The sequence below is a fragment of the Pseudomonas fluorescens genome (assembly GCF_001902145.1).
In the GTDB taxonomy this organism is placed as follows: Bacteria; Pseudomonadota; Gammaproteobacteria; order Pseudomonadales; family Pseudomonadaceae; genus Aquipseudomonas; species Aquipseudomonas fluorescens_BV.
The window spans coordinates 32,296-52,811 of the sequence record NZ_MRST01000017.1; the positions used below are offsets into that span (position 1 = coordinate 32,296).

Consider the following 20,516-nt stretch of genomic DNA (forward strand, 5'->3'; position numbering starts at 1 on the left):
TAACCCGACATGCCAAGTCATATCACTGAATCCCGTATCCACGGGGGCGCTTACTCGTCCCCGGAATTTGCTGCGATCTTCTCTGATGCCAATCAGGTGCAGAAGTGGCTCGATGTTGAAACAGCGCTGGCGGCGACCCAGGCGCAGATGGGCCTCATCCCCCACGAGGCCGCCCGGGAGATTGCCCGGGTAGCCAGCGTGGAACTGCTGGACCTCGACGCGTTGGGGCGCGAAGGCCTGGAAACCGGGCACATCCTGGTGCCGACCCTGCGCGCCTTGCAGGGGTTATGCGCCGATGGGCTGGGCGAATACGTGCATTACGGCGTGACCACCCAGGACATCCTCGACACCGGGCTGATTCTGCAAATTCGCGATGCCTGGGGCCTGGTGGTGCAGCGCCTGTGCGGGATCCGTGGGCATCTGCTCACGCTCGCCCTGCGCCATAAGCACACGCCGATGGTCGCCAGGACCCATGGGCAGCACGCACTGCCCACCACGTTCGGCTACAAGGTGGCGGTGTGGGTCGACGAGATCGATCGGCACCTTGAACGCTTTGACGAAGCCTACGCCCGGGTGATGGTCGGCAACCTGACCGGCGCCGTGGGCACCTTGGCCGGGCTTGGCCCGCAGGGGTTGGAAGTGCAGCGCCGCACCCTGGAAAGCCTCGGCCTGTCGGCACCGTTGAGCAGTTGGCACAGCGCCCGCGACCGCATCCTGGAAGCGGCGTGGTTGCTGGTGCAGGCGTCGGTGACCTTGGGCCGTGTCGCCAATGAGATCTACCACCTGCAGCGCACCGAGATCGACGAAGTGCGCGAAGGGCGGCGAGCCGGGCAAGTGGGGAGTAGCACCATGCCCCACAAGCAAAACCCATCGACGGTGGACCTGATCAGCGCGCTGTCGCGGCTGGTGCGCGCGCAGATGGTTGCGCTGACCGACGCCGCTTTCCAGATGCACGAGCGTGACGGCACCACCTGGCGCATCGAATGGGCGGCCTTACCCGAGCTGTTCATTTACGCCGGTGCGTTGCTCGCTCGTATGGAAGGCTTGCTGCTGGCTGGGCTGCAGGTGCGTGAAGCGCGCATGCGCAGCAACCTGGACTTGCTGGGCGGGCTGATCCTGTCGGAGCGCGTGATGCTTGCGCTGGCGCCTCGGTGTGGCAAGCAGACGGCCCATCATCTGGTGCACGACATCGCCCTGCAAGCCCAGGACGCGGGCGTTTGCTTTCGCGACGCGCTGCTTGGCGACCCTCGGCTGCGCGGTTGTTTCAGCCCGCAAACGCTCGATGACTTGCTTGACCCGACAGCCTACACGGGGCTTGCGGCCGAGATGGTCGATCTGGTGGCAACTAAAGCACGACCTCGCGCTTCAGGCGATGGCGCTGAAGCAGTGATGGCAACCCAAGGCAATACCAGTCAGTCCCTGTACGCTACGGAGGGTATGTGATGGATGCGCAAACATTGGAAATGACAGCCCGTGCGTCTTGCACCGCACGTTCGGACCACCCGGGCTTTGATCATGACGGCGAGCAATGCCGCCACGAACACAGCCACATCCTCGATTCGAAAACCCACGGTTCAGGTTATGCCGGCCCGCAGAGCCGCAAGATCTTCTGCAGTCATTGTCGCCTGCAACGTTGGCTGGACGTGGAAGCTGCGCTGGCCATGGCCCAGGCCGATGTCAACATCATCCCGCGCGAGGCGGCCCTGGAGATTGAAAAGGCCGCGTTGCTATCGGGCATCAATGTGCGCCAACTGGCCGAGGGGGTGGTGGCCACTGGGCATTCGCTGATGCCATTGCTGAGCGCTCTGCAAAAAAACTGCAGCCCCAGTGCCCGTGAATACGTGCATTACGGCGCTACCACCCAAGACATCCAGGACACCGCCCAGTCCCTGGAGATGCGCGATGTTCTTGATGCGATGGACCAGGCCCTGGAGACTTTGCTGGGCAAGTTGTCGACCCTGGCCGATGCGCACCGTGACTCGCTGATGGTCGCCAGGACCCACTCGATTCCCGCCTTGCCGACCACCTTCGGGCTGAAGGTCGCCGGATGGATCGATGAGCTATTGCGCCACCGGCAGCGCTTGGCCGAAGCCCGCCAGCGTGTATTGGTGGTGCAACTGTTCGGCGGGGTCGGCACCATGGCGGCGTTCGGCCCGGACGCCATGCCGATGCTGGAGCGTTTTGCCCAGCGCTTGTCGCTGCAAGTGCCCCTGACGGGCTGGCATGTGTCCCGTGACCGCGTTGCGGAGTTCGTCAGCACCCTGGCCATGGTCACCGCCTCGTTGGCCCGCGTAGCCGATGAAATCCGTACGCTCAATCGCTGGGAAATCGCTGAAGTGGAAGTGGGCTGGAGCGACCAGCAGATCGGCAGCAGCACCATGCCGCACAAACGCAACCCCGAAGGCTGCGAGCAGGTGGTGGTGTTGGCACGGCTGGCCAAGGCCCAGGTCATGCTCGCGCTGGACGCGATGATTCTTGAGCATGAGCGCGATTACCGTGGTACGCGGTTGGAGTGGTGCGCAGTCGCGGACGTTTCCCACTATGCACTGATGGCGCTCTCGATTCTGACCGAGACCATCGATGGGCTCACCGTGAATGTGCAGAAGATGGAAGGCACCGCCCAGGCCTATGGCGATGCCATCTGCACCGAAGCGGTGGTGTTCGAAATGGCGCGCAAGCTGGGCAAGAGCAGCGCCTACCAGATCATCTTCGAAGTATCCCAGGCCAGCCAGCGCAATCACGTGTCGATCCGCGAGGCAATCGAGGCCGATGCGCGGGTGCGTGCTGTCATGAATGACGACACCCTGGCACGGCTGTTCGAGCCCAGGACCCACCTGGGGATGTCCGAACGCATCGTCGATAACGTGCTCTCCAAACTCGCAGCCCGCTAATCACTGATCTCTGAACAGATTTGCAAATTCATCAAGGAGCGACAGATGTCCAACGTTATGGAAGTTGATAAAGCCAAGGTCCAACAATTCTCGGCGCGCATCATGGAGGACTACGGCAACACGCTGCGCGGCGCGATGCTCTACATCGGCGACCAGCTCGGTTTGTTCAAGGCTTTGGCCGACGGCCAGGCGGTGACCCTGGAAGAGTTGGCGCACAAGACCGGCTACAACGCACGTTACTTGCGCGAATGGCTGGGCAGCATGGCCACCGGCAATTATGTGACCTACGACGCGCAAACCCGCCGTTACCAAATGCCCGCCGAGTTTGTGCCGGTGCTGGCCGATGAAGACTCGCCGTATTTTGCCGGTGGCATTATCCAGCTGAGCGTGCCGTTCGTGAGCATGGCGCCCAAGGTCATCGAGGCCTTTCGCCATGGCGGCGGTTGCGCTGAAGAGGCGTTTCCGCTGGAAACCTGGAAAGGCATGGAGCGCATGACCATGCCTTGGTACAAGCACTACCTGGTCCAGCACTGGATTCCATCCCTGGACGGCGTCGAAGAGAAGCTCAAGACCGGCGGCAGTGTGCTGGATTTCGGCTGCGGTGCGGGCCTGGCAGCGATCACCATGGCCAAGGCCTACCCCGAGGCGCGCATTGTCGGCTGCGATTTCCACCTGCCTTCCATCGAGTTGGCGCGGGCCAACGCCGAAGCGGCCGGTGTCGGTGACCGGGTGCAATTCGAGGTGAACGACTCCGATGCCTTGCGCGGCCAGCAATTCGACTTCGTGACCACCTTTGTGGTGATCCACGATGCCACCGACCCTCAGCAGATGCTCAAGGATTTGCGCGCCGCCACCGCCGAAGACGGTACCTACCTGATGGTGGAGCTCAACCTGTCCGAAGAACTGCACGAGAACATGAACCTGTTCGGGCGCGTCATGTACCCCCAGAGCACCCTCTATTGCATGACCTGTTCGCTGTCCCACGGCGGGGCAGGGCTGGGGGCATTCATGGGCGAGAAGCGTGCCCGCCAGATGGCTGAGGCAGCCGGGTTCAGCCGCTTTCGTAAAGTGCCTTCGCAGTGGCCACCGATGCCGGCGCTGTTCGAACTCAAGCCTTGATAGGAAGCACCCGCGAGTCGCTTTGCGCAGTAAGGCAATTTAATGGCCCCTTTGTAACAAAATCCTCGCCAAAATCACTTTTATTTTCAGGTGGTTAGGTGAGGATGCAAATGCGCTCTGTGGGAATGATGCTGATTGCCTGCTCCCTGGCCGGCGGCGCGACTGTCGCGCAGGCCAGGGAATTGCGCGAGGGTGACAAGTACATGTGCAGTTGGGGCGCAGGCACGGCCGCCAGGGCCCAGGAACTCAAGTTATCCGGCGTTTCGCTGTACGCGGCCCGTCAGAAGATCCAGACCCTCAAGTTCAGCAAATCGTGGATGCGCATGATGGCCATGGGCATCACCGAGCAGACCTATGACAGCCGCTCAAGGCTCAAGCCCGAGGCGATTCGTCAAAGCTTTTATCAGGATTGCCTGCGCTACAAGGTCGCGCGCAAGTAATCCGTAGCCCCGCACCAGCCGTGGGGCCTTTACAAATCCACGACAAACCCCGTGTGAGTATTTGCATACAATTGCGCACTTTCTTGATGGAGGCGGGTATGCAAGTGCTGATTCGAACGGCGACACCTGATGACGTCGACACGCTGTGCGCGATTCGCACCTCGGTGGTGCAAAACCACCTGAGCCTTGAACAGATGGCTGGCCTGGGGATTACCCCGCAGGTATTGAGCGATACGTTGCGCGCAGCACCTTGCGGCTGGATCGCGGAAGTGGACGGCCAGGCGGCGGGGTTTTCCATGGTCGACCTGGATGAAGGTGAAGTGTTCGCAATGTTCGTGCTGCCCTCGCACGAGAAGCTTGGGCTGGGCCGTCAACTGATGGCGGTGGCCGAGGCGGCCCTGTTTGAGCGCCACGACAGGCTCTACCTGGTGACTGATGGGCGTGATGAAATCCGGGCCAATGGGTTCTATCAGCGCCTGGGCTGGTCGGTCGTGGGGCCGGTCGATGGTGATGACGTTCGTTATGAAAAGAGCAGGGCGCCATAAGGCCATGAATGCCCCAGAGCCGCCATCGTCCAACAGCTTGCGCTACCTCGCGGTGGGTGTGCTGGGCATCGCCGTGCTACTGGGGTTCTATTTCATTCAACTCAACGCCAAGGTCGACCGCCAGCGCGAAGAGGCGGCTGAACGCCTGACGCTGTGTCGTCATCTGGAGGCCGTGGTGGGCACCACCGCTTCCAGTCGTGAGGCCCTTCAAGAAACATGCAAGCAGTTAAGTGAACAGTTACTTGAAAGCGCTGCGCCCAATTAATAACCATTTTTTATACAGGGGCTTACTATCGTTACTTGCACCAAAAAGTAGCACGACTACTGCCTTCCACCTTAAAAAACATGTGGTTATTGAATGACTTACGAGGCTTTCAATCCGACGAAAGGATTAAAATAATCTTGTTACATGTTTTTGCAGTCGCTACTATAGCCGGGCGTTCACCTCCCACGGTTTATGCATTTTTAAATCCCAAGTTTCCATCAGCTACTTGGGATTTTTTTTGCCCGCGATTTAACCTCCGCCTACCTCAGAGGCGCCGCAGGAAGGATTTGACGATGTGGCGGGTGGCGTCCGTGGTGTCCAGCTCGTTCAGGGCGCTGTAGGCATACCACTGGCAATCGACGATCTCGTTGCACGGCCGTGCCTCGTCGATATTGACCACCGACGCCTCAAACACATGGTGGACGGTGTCGCGGGCCTTGAGCTCCTGCAGGTACAGCAAGCCGTCCACGTTTAAACCGGTTTCTTCTTCCAGCTCGCGTTCCGCTGCGCCTACCGGACGCTCGTGCGCTTCTACTTTCCCGCCGGGCAATGCCCATTTTGATCTGGCCTTGCGCACGAAGAGGATATGCCCCTCATGTTCGCAAATGACGGTCGCCCTAATTTTCATCGAATGTGCCCCCGCGCCGGATGGATGTCACAAAAGTGTAATGCAATTGTCATGCTAAGTGGTTATGGCGCGCCAGGGCCGGTATGTGGATACTGCCCGATTGACGAATACGACCGAGGACATCAGATGAAGACCATACGCTGGGGCATGATCGGCTGTGGCAGTGTCACTGAATTGAAGAGTGGACCGGCTTTCTATAAAGCGCCAGGTTCGGCATTGGTCGCCGTGATGGGGCGGCGTGCCGAGGCGGTGCGCGATTATGCGGCGCGCCATGGCATTGCCCGTCGCTATACCGATGCCCAGGCCTTGATCGATGACCCCGAGGTGGATGCGGTCTACATCGCCACCCCGCCCGACAGTCACCTTGAGTACGCCCTGAGGGTGGCCGCGGCGGGCAAACATTGTTGCGTCGAAAAGCCGATGTCGCTGAATGCTGAACAGAGCGCGTTGATGCAGCGCACATTCGAGCGCGCCGGGCTGCACCTGTTTGTCTCCTACTACCGGCGTTCATTGCCACGCTTCCAGCAAGTGCGCACCTGGCTGCAGGAAGGCCGTATCGGTGAGTTGCGCCACCTGACCTGGACCTTGTGCAAACCAGCTGCCGTAACAGACTCCGACGCAACCAATTGGCGCACCGATCCGGCCATTGCCGGTGGCGGTTACTTTGCCGACCTGGCCAGCCATGGGTTCGACCTGTTCCAGTACCTGGCCGGGGACATCGTCGAGGTCTCAGGCTTTTCGGCGCGACAGGCTGGACGCTACGCGGCAGAAGATGCCGTGACGGCCTGCTGGACATTTGCCAGCGGTGCATTGGGCATGGGCTGCTGGAATTTTGTGGCGGACCGACGCGAAGACCGGGTCGAACTGATCGGCAGTCGCGGCCGTATTCAGTTCTCGGTGTTCGAGGACCAGCCGCTGCGTCTTGAAGGCGAGACCACCGAGGTGTTGGACGTGCCGTGTCACACACATATTCAATGGCACCACGTCCTGAACATGAACGCGCATATTCGTGGCGAGGCCGAGCATCCGTCGCTGGGCATCGAAGCGCTGAAGACCGATATCATCCTGGACAAGGTGTTACGCCGTTACTCCCAGCATCCCTAGTCGTGGCGATAGCGTAAGGCTTTACTCTTTTAAAGGAATACCGGGATGAAATACTGGATGGTGTTGTGGCTGTTGATGGCCACCGCGGCAACGGCGGCGCCACGCAGCCAGGGGCAGGCGGGTGAGTTTGATTTCTATGTGCTATCGCTTTCGTGGTCACCCACGTTTTGCCTCACGCACCCAGGCAACGAACAATGCTCAGGTAAAGGCTACGGCTTTGTGCTGCATGGTTTGTGGCCGCAATACGCGCGGGGAGGGTGGCCGGCGTCCTGTACACCGCAGACACGCTTGAGCGAGGCAGAAATGGACAAGGGCGCGGCGCTGTTTCCCACCCGCGCGCTGCTCAAGCATGAGTGGGCCAAGCATGGCACCTGCAGTGGGCTGGAGCCGTTGGAGTATCTGGAGAAGACCGATGTGGCGCTCGGTGCGGTTGCCATTCCGCAGCAACTGCAGCCGTTCAATACGCCGCCGTCATTGCAGGCCAATGAGATCGAGGCGCTGTTTCGCGAGAGCAACCCACGCATGGGCAACCACGGTATGGCGGTGATCTGCAAGGGCAAGGTACTGTCGGAAGTACGGGTGTGCCTGACCAAGGATCTGGCGTTTGCGGGTTGCCCGCGCAGTGTGAAGAGCCAATGTCGGGGGGGCGATATTCGTATTCCCACCCAGCGCTGAGAGGTGCCCTGGAACCCACTATGAAAGCTGGCTTGTTGGGTCGCCGTATCGCTGCGATGGCGGCTTGCCAGCCGATGGCTATCTACCTGACGCCCCCGCGATCCAACTGTGGGAGCTGGCTTGCCTGCGAAGACGGCCTCACAGTCGACACCGTAATACCGAGTACATATCCATTCCTGCGGTAACGGCTGCTTAGGGTTCCGCTTTTACAGCGGCTCACTTTTGAAAAGCCGGAATGCCGGCCCAGACAAAAGTAAGCAAAACGCTCTTGCCCCACCACTCGGCACCTCGCTTAGGCTCGGTGTGCCCGAACACAGGCTTGAATCCGTGGGCCGCCGTCATGGGCCATCCTTGGCCCAGGACGGCTAACCCGGCGTCCTGCCGGGTTACCCACGAATTCAAGCCTGCGTTCGGCCAGCGTGGTTTAACGGGGCGCCTGAGATCAAGATCACAAGCAGATCAAGAGCCAGATCAAGAGCGGCTCGCTTCGCATCGTGGTTACCTGTGGGCGGCACATTCGACATCTCTGTCGATTGAACGGCCGCTATCCTAGGCAAGCCAGCTCCCACAGTTGATCGCGGGGGCACTAATTAGATCAGCGTCCGTTTCTGAAGTACCCAGGGGCATTTTCTTCAATACCCTCGTGTCCCTGCGCGGTACCGTGATCTCAACCTCGCTTGGGATCACATAAGGAACTGCAATGAGCTTGATTCTCTCCATGGCCGCCTTTGCCCTGGCCACGTCCATCACGCCGGGACCGGTGAATGTGGTCGCTTTAAGTTCTGGCGCACGTTTCGGTTTCGTCGCCAGTCAGAAACATGTCTTTGGCGCCGCCGTGGGTTTTACCTTGTTGTTGGTGCTCATCGGCCTGGGGCTGCATGAAGTATTGGTGCGTTGGCCGATCCTGATTCAATTGATCCGCTGGGGCGGCGTGGCGTTCTTGTTGTATATGGCTTGGAAGCTGGCAGTGGATGATGGCCGGCTGGACGCTGACGGTGCGCACACCGCGCCGTCGATGCTGTATGGCGCAATCATGCAGTGGCTCAACCCGAAAGCCTGGCTGGCGTGTGTGGCAGGCATGGGGTTGTTCGTGGCCGATGGCGATGCGGCGCAGGTGTGGTTGTTTGCCGCGCTTTACCTGGTGATCTGCTACCTGTCGGTGGCGTGCTGGGCGTATGCGGGGACGTTTTTGCGCCGCTACTTGAACAACCCCAAAGGTGTGCGCCTGTTCAACCGCTCAATGGCCGCGTTGCTGGTGGCCAGTGTGGGTTATTTGCTGATGGCTTGAGGTTTTCGCGGTATTGCCCCGGCGTGGCCGCGAAGTGTTGTTTGAAGGTGCGCTGGAAGTGCGCCTGGTCGGCAAAGCCCGCGGCCAGGGCGACGTCGGCAATCAGTGCGCCATTGCGCAGTTGGCTGCGGGCGAACTGGATGCGTCGGTTGACCATGAAGGCGTGGGGCGTCAAGCCGTAATACTGCTTGAATGCGCGGATCAGATAAGACGGCGACAGTTCGGCGGCCTGGCAGATGTCTTCGAGTTTCAAGGCCTGCGTGCAGTGGGCGTGGATGTAGTCGGCGGCGCGTTCCAGTTTGTGGTTGACCTCGCGTACCGGCGTCAGCGAAGGGTTCAGGCGCTGTTGCACCTCGGTGAAGTAACTCACCAGCGCGCTCTGTTTTTGCAGCAGTTCGGCCTGCTCATCCAGCAGTGTCCGGTACAGGTCGAGCAAACCGTGGTACAGCACCGGCTCGCGGGTATGGGGCGTGTCGAATGCTCGATAGCCCTGGTCGGTACTGAACCCCAACTGGTATTGCAGGTCGGTCAGCCAGGGCGTGTCGAGGTACAGCATGTGGTAGGACCAGGGCTGGTCATGGATGGGGTTGCACGCATGCACGTCGCCTGGGTTCATCAGCACCACGGTGCCGGCGCTGATTTCGAAGGTGCGCGCGCCGTAGTGGTAATAGCTGCAGCCCGTGGTGATCGCGCCGATGGAAAAATGCTCATGGGCGTGCCGGGTATAGGTGACCTTGCGTCCGTCGGCGATGCTGCGCGCTTCGATGAACGGCAGGCGTTCGTCGCGCCAGAAGCGTGGCGTGCCTGCGGGGCGGGCGATTGGGCTGAGCGACATGGCGTTATTTCTCCTGCTTTTGCACCCGCGTTACGTCAGGCCGGTACCAAAAAAGCCGCCTTGAGTAACTGCCGGGTATAGGCATGCTGCGGGTCGGCAAAAATAGCCTGGGCATCGCCTTGCTCTACCACCTGGCCTTGCTTGACCACCATCAATTGGTGACTCAGCGCCTTCACCACCGCCAGGTCATGGCTGATAAACAGGTAGGTCAGGTTGTACTTGGCCTGCAAGCCGCGCAGCAACTCTACCACCTGGCGTTGTACCGTGCGGTCCAGGGCCGAGGTGGGTTCGTCCAGCAGGATCAGGCGTGGCTTGAGCACCAGCGCTCGGGCGATGGCGATGCGTTGGCGCTGGCCGCCGGAGAATTCATGGGGGTAGCGATGCCGGGATTCGGGGTCCAGGCCCACTTCCTTGAGCGCCGCGATAATCGCCGCTTCCTGTTCGGCGGGCGTGCCCATCTTGTGGATACGCAGGCCTTCGCCAACGATCTCGCTGACGCACATGCGCGGGCTCAGGCTGCCGAAAGGGTCCTGGAACACCACCTGCATTTCCCGGCGCAACGGGCGTACCTGTTGTTGGCTCAGGCGGTCCAGTTGCTGGCCTTCGAAGCGAATCCCGCCCTGGCTGCCGATCAGGCGCAAAATTGCCAGGCCCAAGGTGGACTTGCCCGAGCCACTTTCGCCTACGATGCCCAGGGTTTGCCCCTGGGGCAGGCTGAAGTTGATGCCGTCCACGGCCTTGACGTAATCCACTGTGTTGCGCAGAAAGCCTTTCTTGATCGGAAACCAGACTTTCAGGTTGTCCACCTCCAGCAGCGGTGGGCCGACCGCGTTGTTGGCCGGACCGCCACTGGGTTCCGCCGCGAGCAATTCCTGGGTATAGGGATGCTGGGGCGACTGGAACAGTGTCTCGCAATCGGCCTGCTCAACGATGCAACCTTGCTGCATGACGCAAACGCGATGGGCGATGCGCCGTACCAGGTTGAGGTCGTGGCTGATCAGCAGCAGCGCCATGCCCAGCCGCGCCTGCAGCTCCTTGAGCAATTCCAGGATCTTCAACTGCACGGTGACATCCAGCGCCGTGGTCGGCTCGTCGGCAATCAACAACTCCGGCTCGTTGGCCAATGCCATGGCGATCATTACCCGCTGGCGCTGGCCGCCGGACAGCTCGTGGGGCAACGCCTTGAGGCGTTTGTGTGGCTCGGGGATACCCACCAGCTCCAGCAATTCCAACGTGCGCTGGGTGGCGACCTTGCCGGTCAGGCCCTTGTGCAGGCCGAGCACTTCGTTGATCTGCTTCTCGATGCAATGCAGCGGATTCAACGAGGTCATCGGCTCCTGGAAGATCATTGCGATGCGGTTACCGCGAATATGCCGTAGGGTCTTTTCCTTGAGGGTCAGCAGGTCTTGCCCGGCATATTCGATGGTCCCGGACGGATGCCTTGCCAACGGGTAGGGCAGCAGGCGCAGGATCGAATGGGCGGTCACGGACTTGCCCGAACCGCTTTCGCCCACCAGCGCCAGGGTTTCGCCACGCTTGATGTCGAAGCTGACGTGATTGACCACGCGATGGTGATGCTCGCCCGTGACGAACTCGACACTCAGGTCGCGGATTTCGATCAGATTGTCCTGATTCATCTCATTTCCTCGGGTCGAACGCATCGCGAGCGGACTCGCCGATAAACACCAGCAGGCTCAACATGATCGCCAGCACCGCGAAGGCACTCATGCCCAGCCACGGCGCTTGCAGGTTGGATTTGCCCTGGGCCACCAGCTCACCCAGCGACGGTGAACCCGCCGGCAGCCCGAAGCCGAGAAAGTCCAGGGCGGTTAGGGTGCCAATGGCGCCGGTGAGGATGAAGGGCAGGAAGGTCATGGTCGAGACCATCGCATTGGGCAGGATGTGGCGAAACATGATCGCCCCGTTCTGCATGCCCAGTGCCCGCGCCGCGCGCACGTACTCCAGGTTGCGCCCGCGCAGGAACTCGGCGCGCACCACATCCACCAGGCTCATCCAGGAAAACAGCAGCATGATCCCCAGCAGCCACCAGAAGTTGGGTTGCACGAAGCTGGCCAGGATGATCAGCAGGTAGAGCACCGGCAAGCCGGACCAGATCTCCAGGAAACGTTGCCCGGCCAGGTCGACCCAACCGCCATAAAAGCCCTGCAAGGCACCGGCAATCACGCCGATGATCGAGCTGAGTATGGTCAGGGTCAGGGCGAAGAGCACCGATACGCGAAAGCCGTAGATCACCCGCGCGAGCACATCGCGCCCCTGGTCATCGGTGCCCAGCAGGTTGACCGAGGACGGCGGCGCCGGGGCCGGGACTTTCAGGTCGTAATTGATGCTCTGGTAGCTGAACGGGATGGGCGCCCACAAGGTCCAGGCGTCCTTGGCCTTGAGCAGCTCCTGGATGTACGGGCTCTTGTAGTTGGCTTCCAGCGGGAATTCACCGCCGAAGGTGGTCTCCGGGTAGCGCTTGAGCGCCGGGAAGTACCAGCCGCCGTCGAAGTGCACCGCCAGGGGCTTGTCGTTGGCGATCAACTCGGCGCCCAGGCTCAGCACGAACAGCACCAGGAACAGCCACAGCGACCACCAGCCACGCTTGTTGGCCTTGAACCGCTCGAACCGGCGGCGATTGAGGGGGGACAGGTTCATCTCAATGCTCCCGGCTGGCAAAGTCGATACGCGGATCGACCAGGGTGTAGGTGAGGTCGCCGATCAGTTTCACGATCAGCCCCAGCAGGGTGAAGATAAACAGCGTGCCGAACACCACCGGGTAGTCACGGTTGATCGCCGCTTCAAAGCTCATCAGGCCCAGGCCATCGAGGGAGAAGATCACCTCCACCAGCAACGAGCCGGTAAAGAAGATGCCAATGAAGGCCGAAGGGAAACCGGCAATCACCAGCAGCATGGCGTTGCGGAACACGTGGCCATACAGCACGCGGCGATTGGTCAGGCCCTTGGCCTTGGCGGTGACCACGTACTGCTTGTTGATTTCGTCTAGAAAGCTGTTCTTGGTCAGCAGGGTCATGGTCGCGAAGTTGCCGATCACCAGGGCGGTGACGGGTAGCGCCAGGTGCCAGAAGTAATCGAGGATCTTGCCGCCCCAGCTCAACTCCTCGAAGTTGTTGGAGGTGAGCCCGCGCAAGGGGAACCAGTCGAAATAACTACCACCGGCAAACACCACGATCAGCAGAATCGCAAAAAGGAACGCCGGTATTGCATAACCGACGATGATCGCCGAGCTGGTCCACACATCGAAATGGCTACCGTGGCGCGTGGCCTTGGCGATCCCCAGGGGGATGGACACCAGGTACATGATCAGGGTGCTCCATAACCCGAGGGAAATGGACACCGGCATCTTCTCCTTGATCAGGTCGATGACCTTGGCGTCACGGAAAAAGCTGTCACCGAAGTCCAGCCGGGCGTAGTTCTTGACCATGATCCACAAGCGTTCCGGCGCCGACTTGTCGAAGCCGTACATCTTTTCGATTTCCTTGATCAGCGCCGGGTCCAGGCCCTGGGCGCCACGGTAGCTGGAACCGGCCACCGCGACTTCGGCGCCGCCGCCAGCAATGCGGCTGGTGGCGCCGTCGAAGCCTTCGAGCTTGGCGATCATTTGCTCCACCGGGCCACCGGGCGCGGCCTGGATGATGACGAAGTTGATCAGCAAGATCCCGAACAGCGTGGGGATGATCAGCAGCAGGCGGCGAGCAATATAGGCCAGCATTCAATTGCCTCCGCTCGCCGCATCGGCGTTCTGCGTGGTGTCGAGGGATACCGCGGGTTTGACGTCGGGTTTGGCCCACCAGGTCGCGGTGCCGACGTCGTAGCGTGGCGAGACCTTGGGGTGGCCCAGGTGGTCCCAGTACGCGACGCGGAAGGTCTTGATGTGCCAGTTTGGGATCACGTAGTAGCCGAACTGCAGCACACGATCCAGCGCCCGGGCATGGGCAATCAGGCTTTGGCGCGAACCGGCGTCGATCAACTCTTCCACCAACTGGTCGACGGCGGGGTCCTTGAGGCCCATGTAATTGCGGCTGCCGGGCTTGTCGGCGCTGGAGGATTTCCAGAACTCGCGCTGCTCGTTACCCGGCGAGGTGGATTGCGGGAAACTGCCTACCAGCATGTCGAAGTCGCGCGAACGCAGGCGGTTGACGAACTGCGAGACGTCCACGCGACGAATCACCAGGTCGATGCCCAGGTCTGCCAGGTTGCGCTTGAACGGCAGCAGGATGCGCTCGAACTCGGTCTGGGCCAGCAGGAACTCGATGGTCACTGGCTTGCCCGTGCTGTCGACCATTTTGTCGTCAACAATCTTCCAGCCTGCTTCCTGCAGCAGTTGGTAGGCCTCGCGTTGCTGGGTGCGGATCATGCCGCTGCCGTCGGTGTGGGACGGTTCGAATGCCTGGGTGAAGACTTCGCCAGGGATCTTGTCGCGCAGCGGCTCGAGAATTGCCAGCTCGTCCGGACCGGGTAGGCCGGTGGCGGCCATTTCCGAGTTTTCGAAATAGCTGCGGGTACGGGTGTAGGCACCGTTGAACAGCTGCTTGTTGCTCCATTCGAAATCCAGCAACAGGCTGATGGCCTTGCGCACCCGCACGTCCTGGAACATCGGCTTGCGCATGTTGAACACAAAACCCTGCATGCCGGTGGGGTTGCCGTTTGGAATTTCTTCCTTGATCAATCGGCCTTCTTTCACCGCTGGAATGTTGTAGGCATTGGCCCAGTTCTTGGCGCTGAACTCCAGCCAGTAGTCGAACTGCCCGGCCTTCAAGGCTTCCAGGGAGACAGTGCTGTCGCGGTAGTAATCGGTGATGCGGGTATCGAAGTTGTAGAAGCCCTTATTGACCGGCAGGTCCTTGGCCCAATAATCCTTGACCCGCTCGTAGCGAATCATACGCCCGGGCTTGACCTCGGCCACCTGGTAAGGCCCGCTGCCCAGGGGCACTTCCAGGTTGCCCTTGGAAAAATCCCGGGTCGCCCACCAATGCTTGGGCAGCACTGGCAACTGCCCCAGGATCAACGGCAACTCGCGGTTGTTTGTGCGCTTGAACTTGAACAGCACGCGCAACGGGTCTTCGGCCACCACCTCATCGACGTCGGCGTAGTAGTTGCGGTACAGCGGGTTGCCTTCCTTGATCAGGGTCTGGAAGGTGAACACCACGTCTTCGGCGCGGATCGGGTGGCCATCATGGAAGCGCGCTTCGGGGCGCAGATAGAAGCGCACCCAGCTGTTGTCCGGGGCTTTTTCGATCTTGCCGGCCACCAGGCCGTATTCGGTGATGGGTTCGTCCAGGCTCTGCATGGCCAGGGTGTCGTAGATCAGCGGCAGGTTGTCTGCCGGTACGCCCTTGCTGATATAGGGGTTGAGGCTGTCGAAGCCGCCCATGGCCGATTCGCGGAAGGTGCCGCCCTTGGGGGCGTCGGGGTTTACGTAGTCAAAATGCTTGAAGTCGGCGGGGTACTTGGGGGGCTCGTTGTAGAGGGTCAGCGCATGTTGTGGCGCGGCGTGCGCCGCGGTGCACAGCAACAGGCTGGCGAGCAGGGTCGTACGCAAGGACATCATTGGGCTTTCTCCGAAGCTTTCAGCCACCACGCGCGCAGGCCGAGGCTGTAGGGCGGCGTGGTGACGAAGGCGAACCGGTTGCGGTACGCCAGGCGATGATAGTTGAGGTACCAGTTGGGAATGCTGTAGTGCTGCCACAGCAGCACCCGGTCCAGGGCGCGGCCGGCGGCCAGTTGTTCTTCGCGGGTCTGCGCCGCCAGCAGTTGATCCAGCAGATGGTCGACCACCGGGTTGGCGATGCCCGCGTAATTCTTGCTGCCCTTGATCGTGGCCTGGCTGGAGTGGAAGTACTGCCACTGCTCAAGGCCGGGGCTCAAGGTCTGGTTGAGAGTCATCAGAATCATGTCGAAATCGAATTGATCGAGGCGCTGTTTGTACTGTGCACGGTCAACGGTGCGCAAGCGGGCGTCGATGCCGATGCGGGTCAGATTTTCGACATAGGGTTGCAGGATGCGCTCGAGGTTCGGGTTGACCAACAGGATTTCCAGACGCAGCGGTTGCCCGTCCTTATCGAGCAGGCGCTGCCCTGACAGTTTCCAGCCGGCCTCGCCGAGCAGGGCCAGGGCCTGGCGCAGGGTTTCGCGGGGGATGCCGCGACCATCGGTGTGCGGCAGGCTGAAGGGTTGGGTAAACAGCGCGGCCGGCAGTTGGTCGCGGTAGGGCGAGAGCATCAACCACTCATGGCCCACGGGCAGGCCTGTGGCCGAGAATTCACTGTTGGGGTAATAGCTCACCGAACGCTTATAGGCGCTGCTGAACAGGGTGCGATTGGTCCATTCAAAATCGAACATCAACCCCAGGGCTTCACGCACCTTGGCGTGGCTGAACGCCGGTCTCCGGGTATTCATGAACAGGCCCTGGCTCTGGGTGGGGATCTGATGGGCGATCTGCGCCTTGATCACATCGCCGCGGTTGACCGCCGGGAAGTTGTAGCCGGTGGCCCAGTTCTTGGCCTGATGCTCGATATAAATATCGAATTCACCGGCCTTGAAGGCTTCAAAGGCTACGTCGCTGTCGCGATAGAACTCCACTTCGACCTTGTCGTAGTTATAGAAACCCTGGTTGACCGGCAGGTCTTTGCCCCAGTAATCCTTGACCCGTTCAAACACCAGTTGTCGCCCTGGCGCAACCTTGGTGATGCGATAAGGCCCACTGCCCAGGGGCGGCTCGAAGGTGGTGGCCTTGAAGTCACGGTTTTTCCAATAGTGCTGGGGCAGCACCGGCAACTCGCCCAGGCGCAGGATCAGCAAGGGGTTGCCGGCGCGCTTGAACACAAAGCGGATACGGTGAGGGTTGAGGATGTCGACCCGGGCCACTTCCTGCAGGTTGGTGCGGTACTGCGGGTGGCCTTCGGTCAGTAGGGTGCGATAGGAAAACGCCACGTCATCGGCGGTGATCGGCTTGCCGTCGTGAAAGCGTGCTTCGGGGCGCAGGTTGAACACCACCCAACTGCGGTCTTCGCTGTATTCCACCGATTGGGCAATCAGGCCATAGCTTGAGGTGGGTTCATCGCCGGACGGCGCGTATTGCCCGGTGCCCACCATCAAGGGCTCATTGAGTTCGTTGACGCCGTACTGCAGGAAGTTGCCGGTGGAAACCGGGCTTGAACCTTTGAAGGTGTAGGGGTTGAGCGTATCGAAGGTGCCAAATGCCATCACCCGCAATGTCCCGCCTTTGGGCGCTGCAGGGTTTACCCAATCGTAATGGGTGAATTTGGCCGGGTACTTGAGTGAGCCGAACTGCGCGTAACCGTGGCTCTCGGTAATCGTCGCGTTCGCCGCAAAGCTCAAGGCCAGACTTATTAGTAGAAGGAGGGGACGCTTCAAGTCAGAGATCCGATCCAGGCGGCTTGGGCTTTATGATCGGTACAGTAACAGCTTGTTCCGGTTGGAAAAAGCATCTTGAAATTGGCTGTAGGCCCATGTGGGAGCGGGCTTGCTCGCGAATGCAGTGTGTCAGTCAACAGAGATGTTGATGTGCCACCCTATTCGCGAGCAAGCCCGCTCCCACATGGGGTCCCCCAGAATGCCTGAAGCCTTAGCGCGGCCCGGAAACCACTAGCATCTGCCCAGGCTTCAATGCCTGGCCTGTGCGCGGGTTCCAACGCTTGAGATGTTGCATCTCGACGTTGAAGCGCTTGGCCACCATGTACAGCGAGTCACCTTTCTTGACCTTGTACTGCACCGGTTTTTTCGCCGCGACTTTGCGCGTGTCCTGCATCACCAGGGTCTGGCCGACCTTGAGGGCCTGGCCGTTGAGCTTGTTCCAGCGCTGCAGGTCATGCACATCGACCTTGTTGGCCTTGGCGATCAGCGTGAGGTTGTCGCCACTGCGTACCTTGTAGCTGCGGGTACGCCCGGCAACTGCCTTGGTCTCGACTTCGTCGAACACCGGCTTTTTCGGGCGCATGCTCAGCAATTCTTCCGGCTTCATCGTCGAAAGGGTGCTGGTCAGCAGTTGGGCCTTGGAGGTCGGTACCAGCAGATGCTGGGGGCCGTCCAGGGTGGTGCGTTGTTTCAAGGCCGGGTTGAGCTGGAACAGTTCGTCTTCGTCGATCTCGGCCAGCGCGGCAACCCGTGACAGGTCCATGCTTTGCTTGACTTCAACGACCTCGAAGTACGGCGTGTTGGCAATCGGGTTCAGGTTGACGCCATAGGCCTCGGGTGCCAGTACCACTTGGGACAAGGCCAGGAACTTGGGCACATAGTCCTTGGTTTCCTGGGGCAGGGGCAGGTTCCAGTAGTCGGTGGGCAGGCCGAGCTTTTCGTTGCGCTCGATCGCCCGGCTGACCGTGCCTTCGCCGGCATTATAGGCCGCCAGGGCCAGCAGCCAGTCGCCGTTGAACATGTCATGCAGACGCGTCAGATAGTCCAGGGCGGCGGTGGTGGAGGCGGTGATGTCGCGGCGGCCATCGTAGGCGCGGGTCTGGCGCAGGTTGAAGTAGCGCCCGGTGGAGGGAATGAACTGCCACAAGCCGACCGCATCGCTGCGCGAATAGGCCATTGGGTTGTAGGCACTTTCAATCACTGGCAGCAGCGCCAGCTCCAGGGGCATGTTGCGTTCTTCAAGGCGTTCGACGATGTAATGAATGTAGAGGCTGCCGCGTTCGCCAGCATTCTCCAGAAAGGAGGGGTTGCTGGCGAACCACAGGCGCTGTTGCTCGATGCGCGGATTGACGCCGACACCGTCCTGCAATTGAAAGCCCCGACGCATGCGTTCCCAGACGTCCTGGGGTACTTCGGGGCTGGGCTTCTCTGATAGCCAAATAGGTTTTTGCTTGATCTTGGCAGCAAGATTCGGTTTGGGTTGCACGGTGGATTGTGCAGCGTAATTAGTCGATTGGCAGCCCGCCAGAGTTGCGGAAACGGCCACCGCCACGGCTTGAGCCAGGCGGGTCAATGCGTCTGAAGAAATGGATTTACGAATAGATGACGACATTGGCTGGAAGTAAGTTCCGGGCAAAAATGTCGGGCGATTCTAGAAAGCGCTTTGGTTCCGGTCAACCATTCAGAAATTACGTATCAGATTGCATCTGGTTAGAACTTATCTTTCCAAGCCCTCAAGCTAGCAAATACCTCGGCCCCAGAGCGGTTGTCGCGGCCGTTCCGTTCGTCCGCTTTTTGTTTAACGGATGTTTCAGCGGTGCGCAGAAAAGGGTTAGTACGTTTTTCCAGGGCCAGGTTGGAGGGCAGCGTCATCTGGCCACGGGCTCGGAGTTGAGCGACATTTTCCACGCGCTCGGCGATGTCGGCGTTGTGCGGTTCCACGGCTTGGGCAAATTTCAAGTTACTTTGCGTGTATTCGTGGGTGCAGTACACCTGCGTATCGGCGGGCAGGGCGGCCAGGCGTTCCAGTGAGCTGTACATCTGTTCGGGTGTACCTTCGAACAGGCGACCGCAACCGGCGGCGAACAAGGTATCGCCACACAGCAATACGCCTTGGTGGTAAAAGGCGACGTGGCCGAGGGTGTGGCCTGGCACGGCGTACACGTCGAAATCCCAGCCCAGCACGCTGATACGGTCGTTATCCTGCAAGGCCACATCCCGCGCCGGGATCTTTTCGTTGGCCGGGCCGTAGACCTTGGCGCCGGTGGCATTTTTCAGTTGCTCGACACCGCCCACATGATCATGGTGATGGTGGGTGACCAGGATGTCGCTGAGGCGCCACTCGGCATTCTGCTTGAGCCAGGCCAGCACTGGCGTGGCATCGCCGGGGTCGACCACGGCGCAGCGTTGGGTCGTGGGGTCTTGTAGCAACCAGATGTAGTTGTCGGTAAAGGCGGGTAGGGCACTGATCTGTATCATTCTTCGATTCGCCAAGCTGAACACATTGGTGCATCTTAGAACGTCTAGGCGAGTTGGAGAATGCAATGACTGATAAAGCGTTCGCCCAGGCCGATCCTGAGTGGCTGGCCCTGATCAGCGCGGCCCGCGAATGGTTGTCGGGGCCGATTGGGCAGTTTTTGCTGGAAGAAGAGCGGCGCATGCTCGAAGACGAGCTGGGCCGGTTCTTTGGTGGCTACCTGGTGCATTACGGGCCGTCGGCCGACACGCCGCCCTCGGCGCCGCAGGTGCAACGCAATGTGCGCCTGGGTGCGCCGTTGCCGGGCGTGGAGATCGTTTGCGAGGAACAGGCCTGGCCCTTGAGCGAACACGCCGCCGATGTGGTGGTGTTGCAGCACGGCCTGGATTTCTGCCTGTCACCCCACGGCTTGTTGCGCGAAGCGGCGAGCAGCGTGCGCCCTGGTGGCCATTTGCTGATTGTCGGTATCAACCCCTGGAGCAGTTGGGGCCTGCGCCGTGTGTTCGCCCATGACGGGCTACGCCAGGCGCGTTGCATCGCGCCATCTCGGGTGGGCGACTGGCTCAACCTGCTGGGCTTCGCGCTGGAGAAACGCCGCTTCGGGTGCTATCGTCCGCCGCTTGCGACTGCCAAGTGGCAGGGTCGCCTGGCCGGTTGGGAACGCCGGGCAGGAGCCTGGCAGCTGTCAGGTGGCGGCTTCTATTTATTGGTTGCACGCAAGATCGTGGTCGGGCTGCGACCGTTGCAGCAAGTGCGCCGCGAGCCGATCGGCAAGCTCGTGCCGATGCCGTTGGCCAAGGTCAACCGCGAACAACGCGAACCGTAAAACCTCTTTTTGATTTCAGGCCGAAT

Annotated in this window: 19 protein-coding genes; 10 read left to right on the forward strand and 9 right to left on the reverse strand. The window is 60.6% G+C overall.

Annotated elements, in window-relative coordinates; genetic code table 11:
• The first annotated feature begins 9 nt into the window (after positions 1-9).
• From purB to BUE92_RS04330, 6 genes are all read left to right on the forward strand, one after another.
• Positions 10-1,443 carry an adenylosuccinate lyase gene (gene purB, locus BUE92_RS04305; protein WP_073522093.1) on the forward strand — a complete coding sequence of 478 codons (1,434 nt, stop codon included), beginning with the start codon at positions 10-12 and terminating at the stop codon, positions 1,441-1,443.
• Positions 1,443-2,891 carry a class-II fumarase/aspartase family protein gene (locus BUE92_RS04310; protein ID WP_073522095.1) on the forward strand — a complete coding sequence of 483 codons (1,449 nt, stop codon included), beginning with the start codon at positions 1,443-1,445 and terminating at the stop codon, positions 2,889-2,891. Before purB ends, BUE92_RS04310 begins: the two co-directional genes overlap by 1 nt.
• 45 nt (positions 2,892-2,936) lie before the next feature.
• Positions 2,937-4,010 (forward strand): class I SAM-dependent methyltransferase, encoded by a 1,074-nt coding sequence (locus BUE92_RS04315; protein WP_014718237.1) that lies wholly within the window; start codon positions 2,937-2,939, stop codon positions 4,008-4,010.
• 110 nt (positions 4,011-4,120) lie between these two features.
• On the forward strand, positions 4,121-4,450 hold the full coding sequence (locus tag BUE92_RS04320) for a hypothetical protein (RefSeq protein WP_003191756.1): 330 nt from the start codon (positions 4,121-4,123) through the stop codon (positions 4,448-4,450).
• Positions 4,451-4,548: 98 nt separating this feature from the next.
• Positions 4,549-4,995, forward strand: a complete 447-nt coding sequence (locus BUE92_RS04325; protein ID WP_073522098.1) for a GNAT family N-acetyltransferase — start codon at positions 4,549-4,551, stop codon at positions 4,993-4,995.
• 4 nt (positions 4,996-4,999) lie between these two features.
• Complete coding sequence (locus BUE92_RS04330) at positions 5,000-5,260, forward strand: hypothetical protein (protein ID WP_073522100.1); 261 nt, start codon at positions 5,000-5,002, stop codon at positions 5,258-5,260.
• A 265-nt stretch (positions 5,261-5,525) separates the two neighbouring features.
• Here BUE92_RS04330 and BUE92_RS04335 read toward each other — a convergent pair whose 3' ends face one another.
• Positions 5,526-5,888, reverse strand: coding sequence for an NUDIX hydrolase (locus BUE92_RS04335; protein WP_073522102.1), 363 nt, complete (start codon positions 5,886-5,888; stop codon positions 5,526-5,528).
• A 126-nt stretch (positions 5,889-6,014) separates the two neighbouring features.
• On the opposite strand from BUE92_RS04335, the gene BUE92_RS04340 reads away from it, so the two are divergent.
• From BUE92_RS04340 to BUE92_RS04355, 3 genes are all read left to right on the forward strand, one after another.
• Positions 6,015-6,992, forward strand: coding sequence for a Gfo/Idh/MocA family protein (locus BUE92_RS04340; protein ID WP_073522103.1), 978 nt, complete (start codon positions 6,015-6,017; stop codon positions 6,990-6,992).
• A gap of 45 nt (positions 6,993-7,037) precedes the next feature.
• The gene (locus tag BUE92_RS04345) at positions 7,038-7,667 is read left to right on the forward strand and encodes a ribonuclease T2 family protein (RefSeq protein WP_073522104.1); all 630 of its coding nucleotides are present in this window, start codon (positions 7,038-7,040) and stop codon (positions 7,665-7,667) included.
• A 700-nt stretch (positions 7,668-8,367) separates the two neighbouring features.
• Positions 8,368-8,955, forward strand: a complete 588-nt coding sequence (locus BUE92_RS04355; protein ID WP_054897493.1) for a LysE family translocator — start codon at positions 8,368-8,370, stop codon at positions 8,953-8,955.
• Here BUE92_RS04355 and BUE92_RS04360 read toward each other — a convergent pair.
• From BUE92_RS04360 to gloB, 8 genes are all read right to left on the reverse strand, one after another.
• On the reverse strand, positions 8,897-9,790 hold the full coding sequence (locus BUE92_RS04360; protein WP_073522105.1) for an AraC family transcriptional regulator: 894 nt from the start codon (positions 9,788-9,790) through the stop codon (positions 8,897-8,899). The genes BUE92_RS04355 and BUE92_RS04360 overlap by 59 nt on opposite strands.
• 35 nt (positions 9,791-9,825) lie before the next feature.
• Positions 9,826-11,427: an ABC transporter ATP-binding protein gene (locus BUE92_RS04365; protein ID WP_073522106.1), complete on the reverse strand. Its 1,602-nt coding sequence runs from the start codon at positions 11,425-11,427 to the stop codon at positions 9,826-9,828.
• Position 11,428: 1 nt separating this feature from the next.
• Positions 11,429-12,448: an ABC transporter permease gene (locus BUE92_RS04370; protein WP_003190688.1), complete on the reverse strand. Its 1,020-nt coding sequence runs from the start codon at positions 12,446-12,448 to the stop codon at positions 11,429-11,431.
• 1 nt (position 12,449) lies between these two features.
• The gene (locus BUE92_RS04375; protein WP_073522107.1) at positions 12,450-13,523 is read right to left on the reverse strand and encodes a microcin C ABC transporter permease YejB; all 1,074 of its coding nucleotides are present in this window, start codon (positions 13,521-13,523) and stop codon (positions 12,450-12,452) included.
• Complete coding sequence (locus BUE92_RS04380) at positions 13,524-15,362, reverse strand: extracellular solute-binding protein (protein ID WP_073522109.1); 1,839 nt, start codon at positions 15,360-15,362, stop codon at positions 13,524-13,526. It lies immediately after the preceding gene.
• A complete protein-coding gene (locus tag BUE92_RS04385) occupies positions 15,359-17,188 on the reverse strand; it encodes an extracellular solute-binding protein (RefSeq protein WP_073522112.1) in 1,830 nt (609 codons plus the stop codon). Before BUE92_RS04385 ends, BUE92_RS04380 begins: the two co-directional genes overlap by 4 nt.
• Positions 17,189-17,399: 211 nt before the next feature.
• The gene (locus BUE92_RS04390) at positions 17,400-18,800 is read right to left on the reverse strand and encodes a transglycosylase SLT domain-containing protein (protein ID WP_020301567.1); all 1,401 of its coding nucleotides are present in this window, start codon (positions 18,798-18,800) and stop codon (positions 17,400-17,402) included.
• Positions 18,801-18,898: 98 nt separating this feature from the next.
• A complete protein-coding gene (gloB, locus tag BUE92_RS04395) occupies positions 18,899-19,666 on the reverse strand; it encodes a hydroxyacylglutathione hydrolase (protein WP_073522113.1) in 768 nt (255 codons plus the stop codon).
• Positions 19,667-19,731: 65 nt separating this feature from the next.
• On the opposite strand from gloB, the gene BUE92_RS04400 reads away from it, so the two are divergent.
• On the forward strand, positions 19,732-20,490 hold the full coding sequence (locus BUE92_RS04400) for a class I SAM-dependent methyltransferase (RefSeq protein WP_073522114.1): 759 nt from the start codon (positions 19,732-19,734) through the stop codon (positions 20,488-20,490).
• Positions 20,491-20,516: the final 26 nt, after the last annotated feature.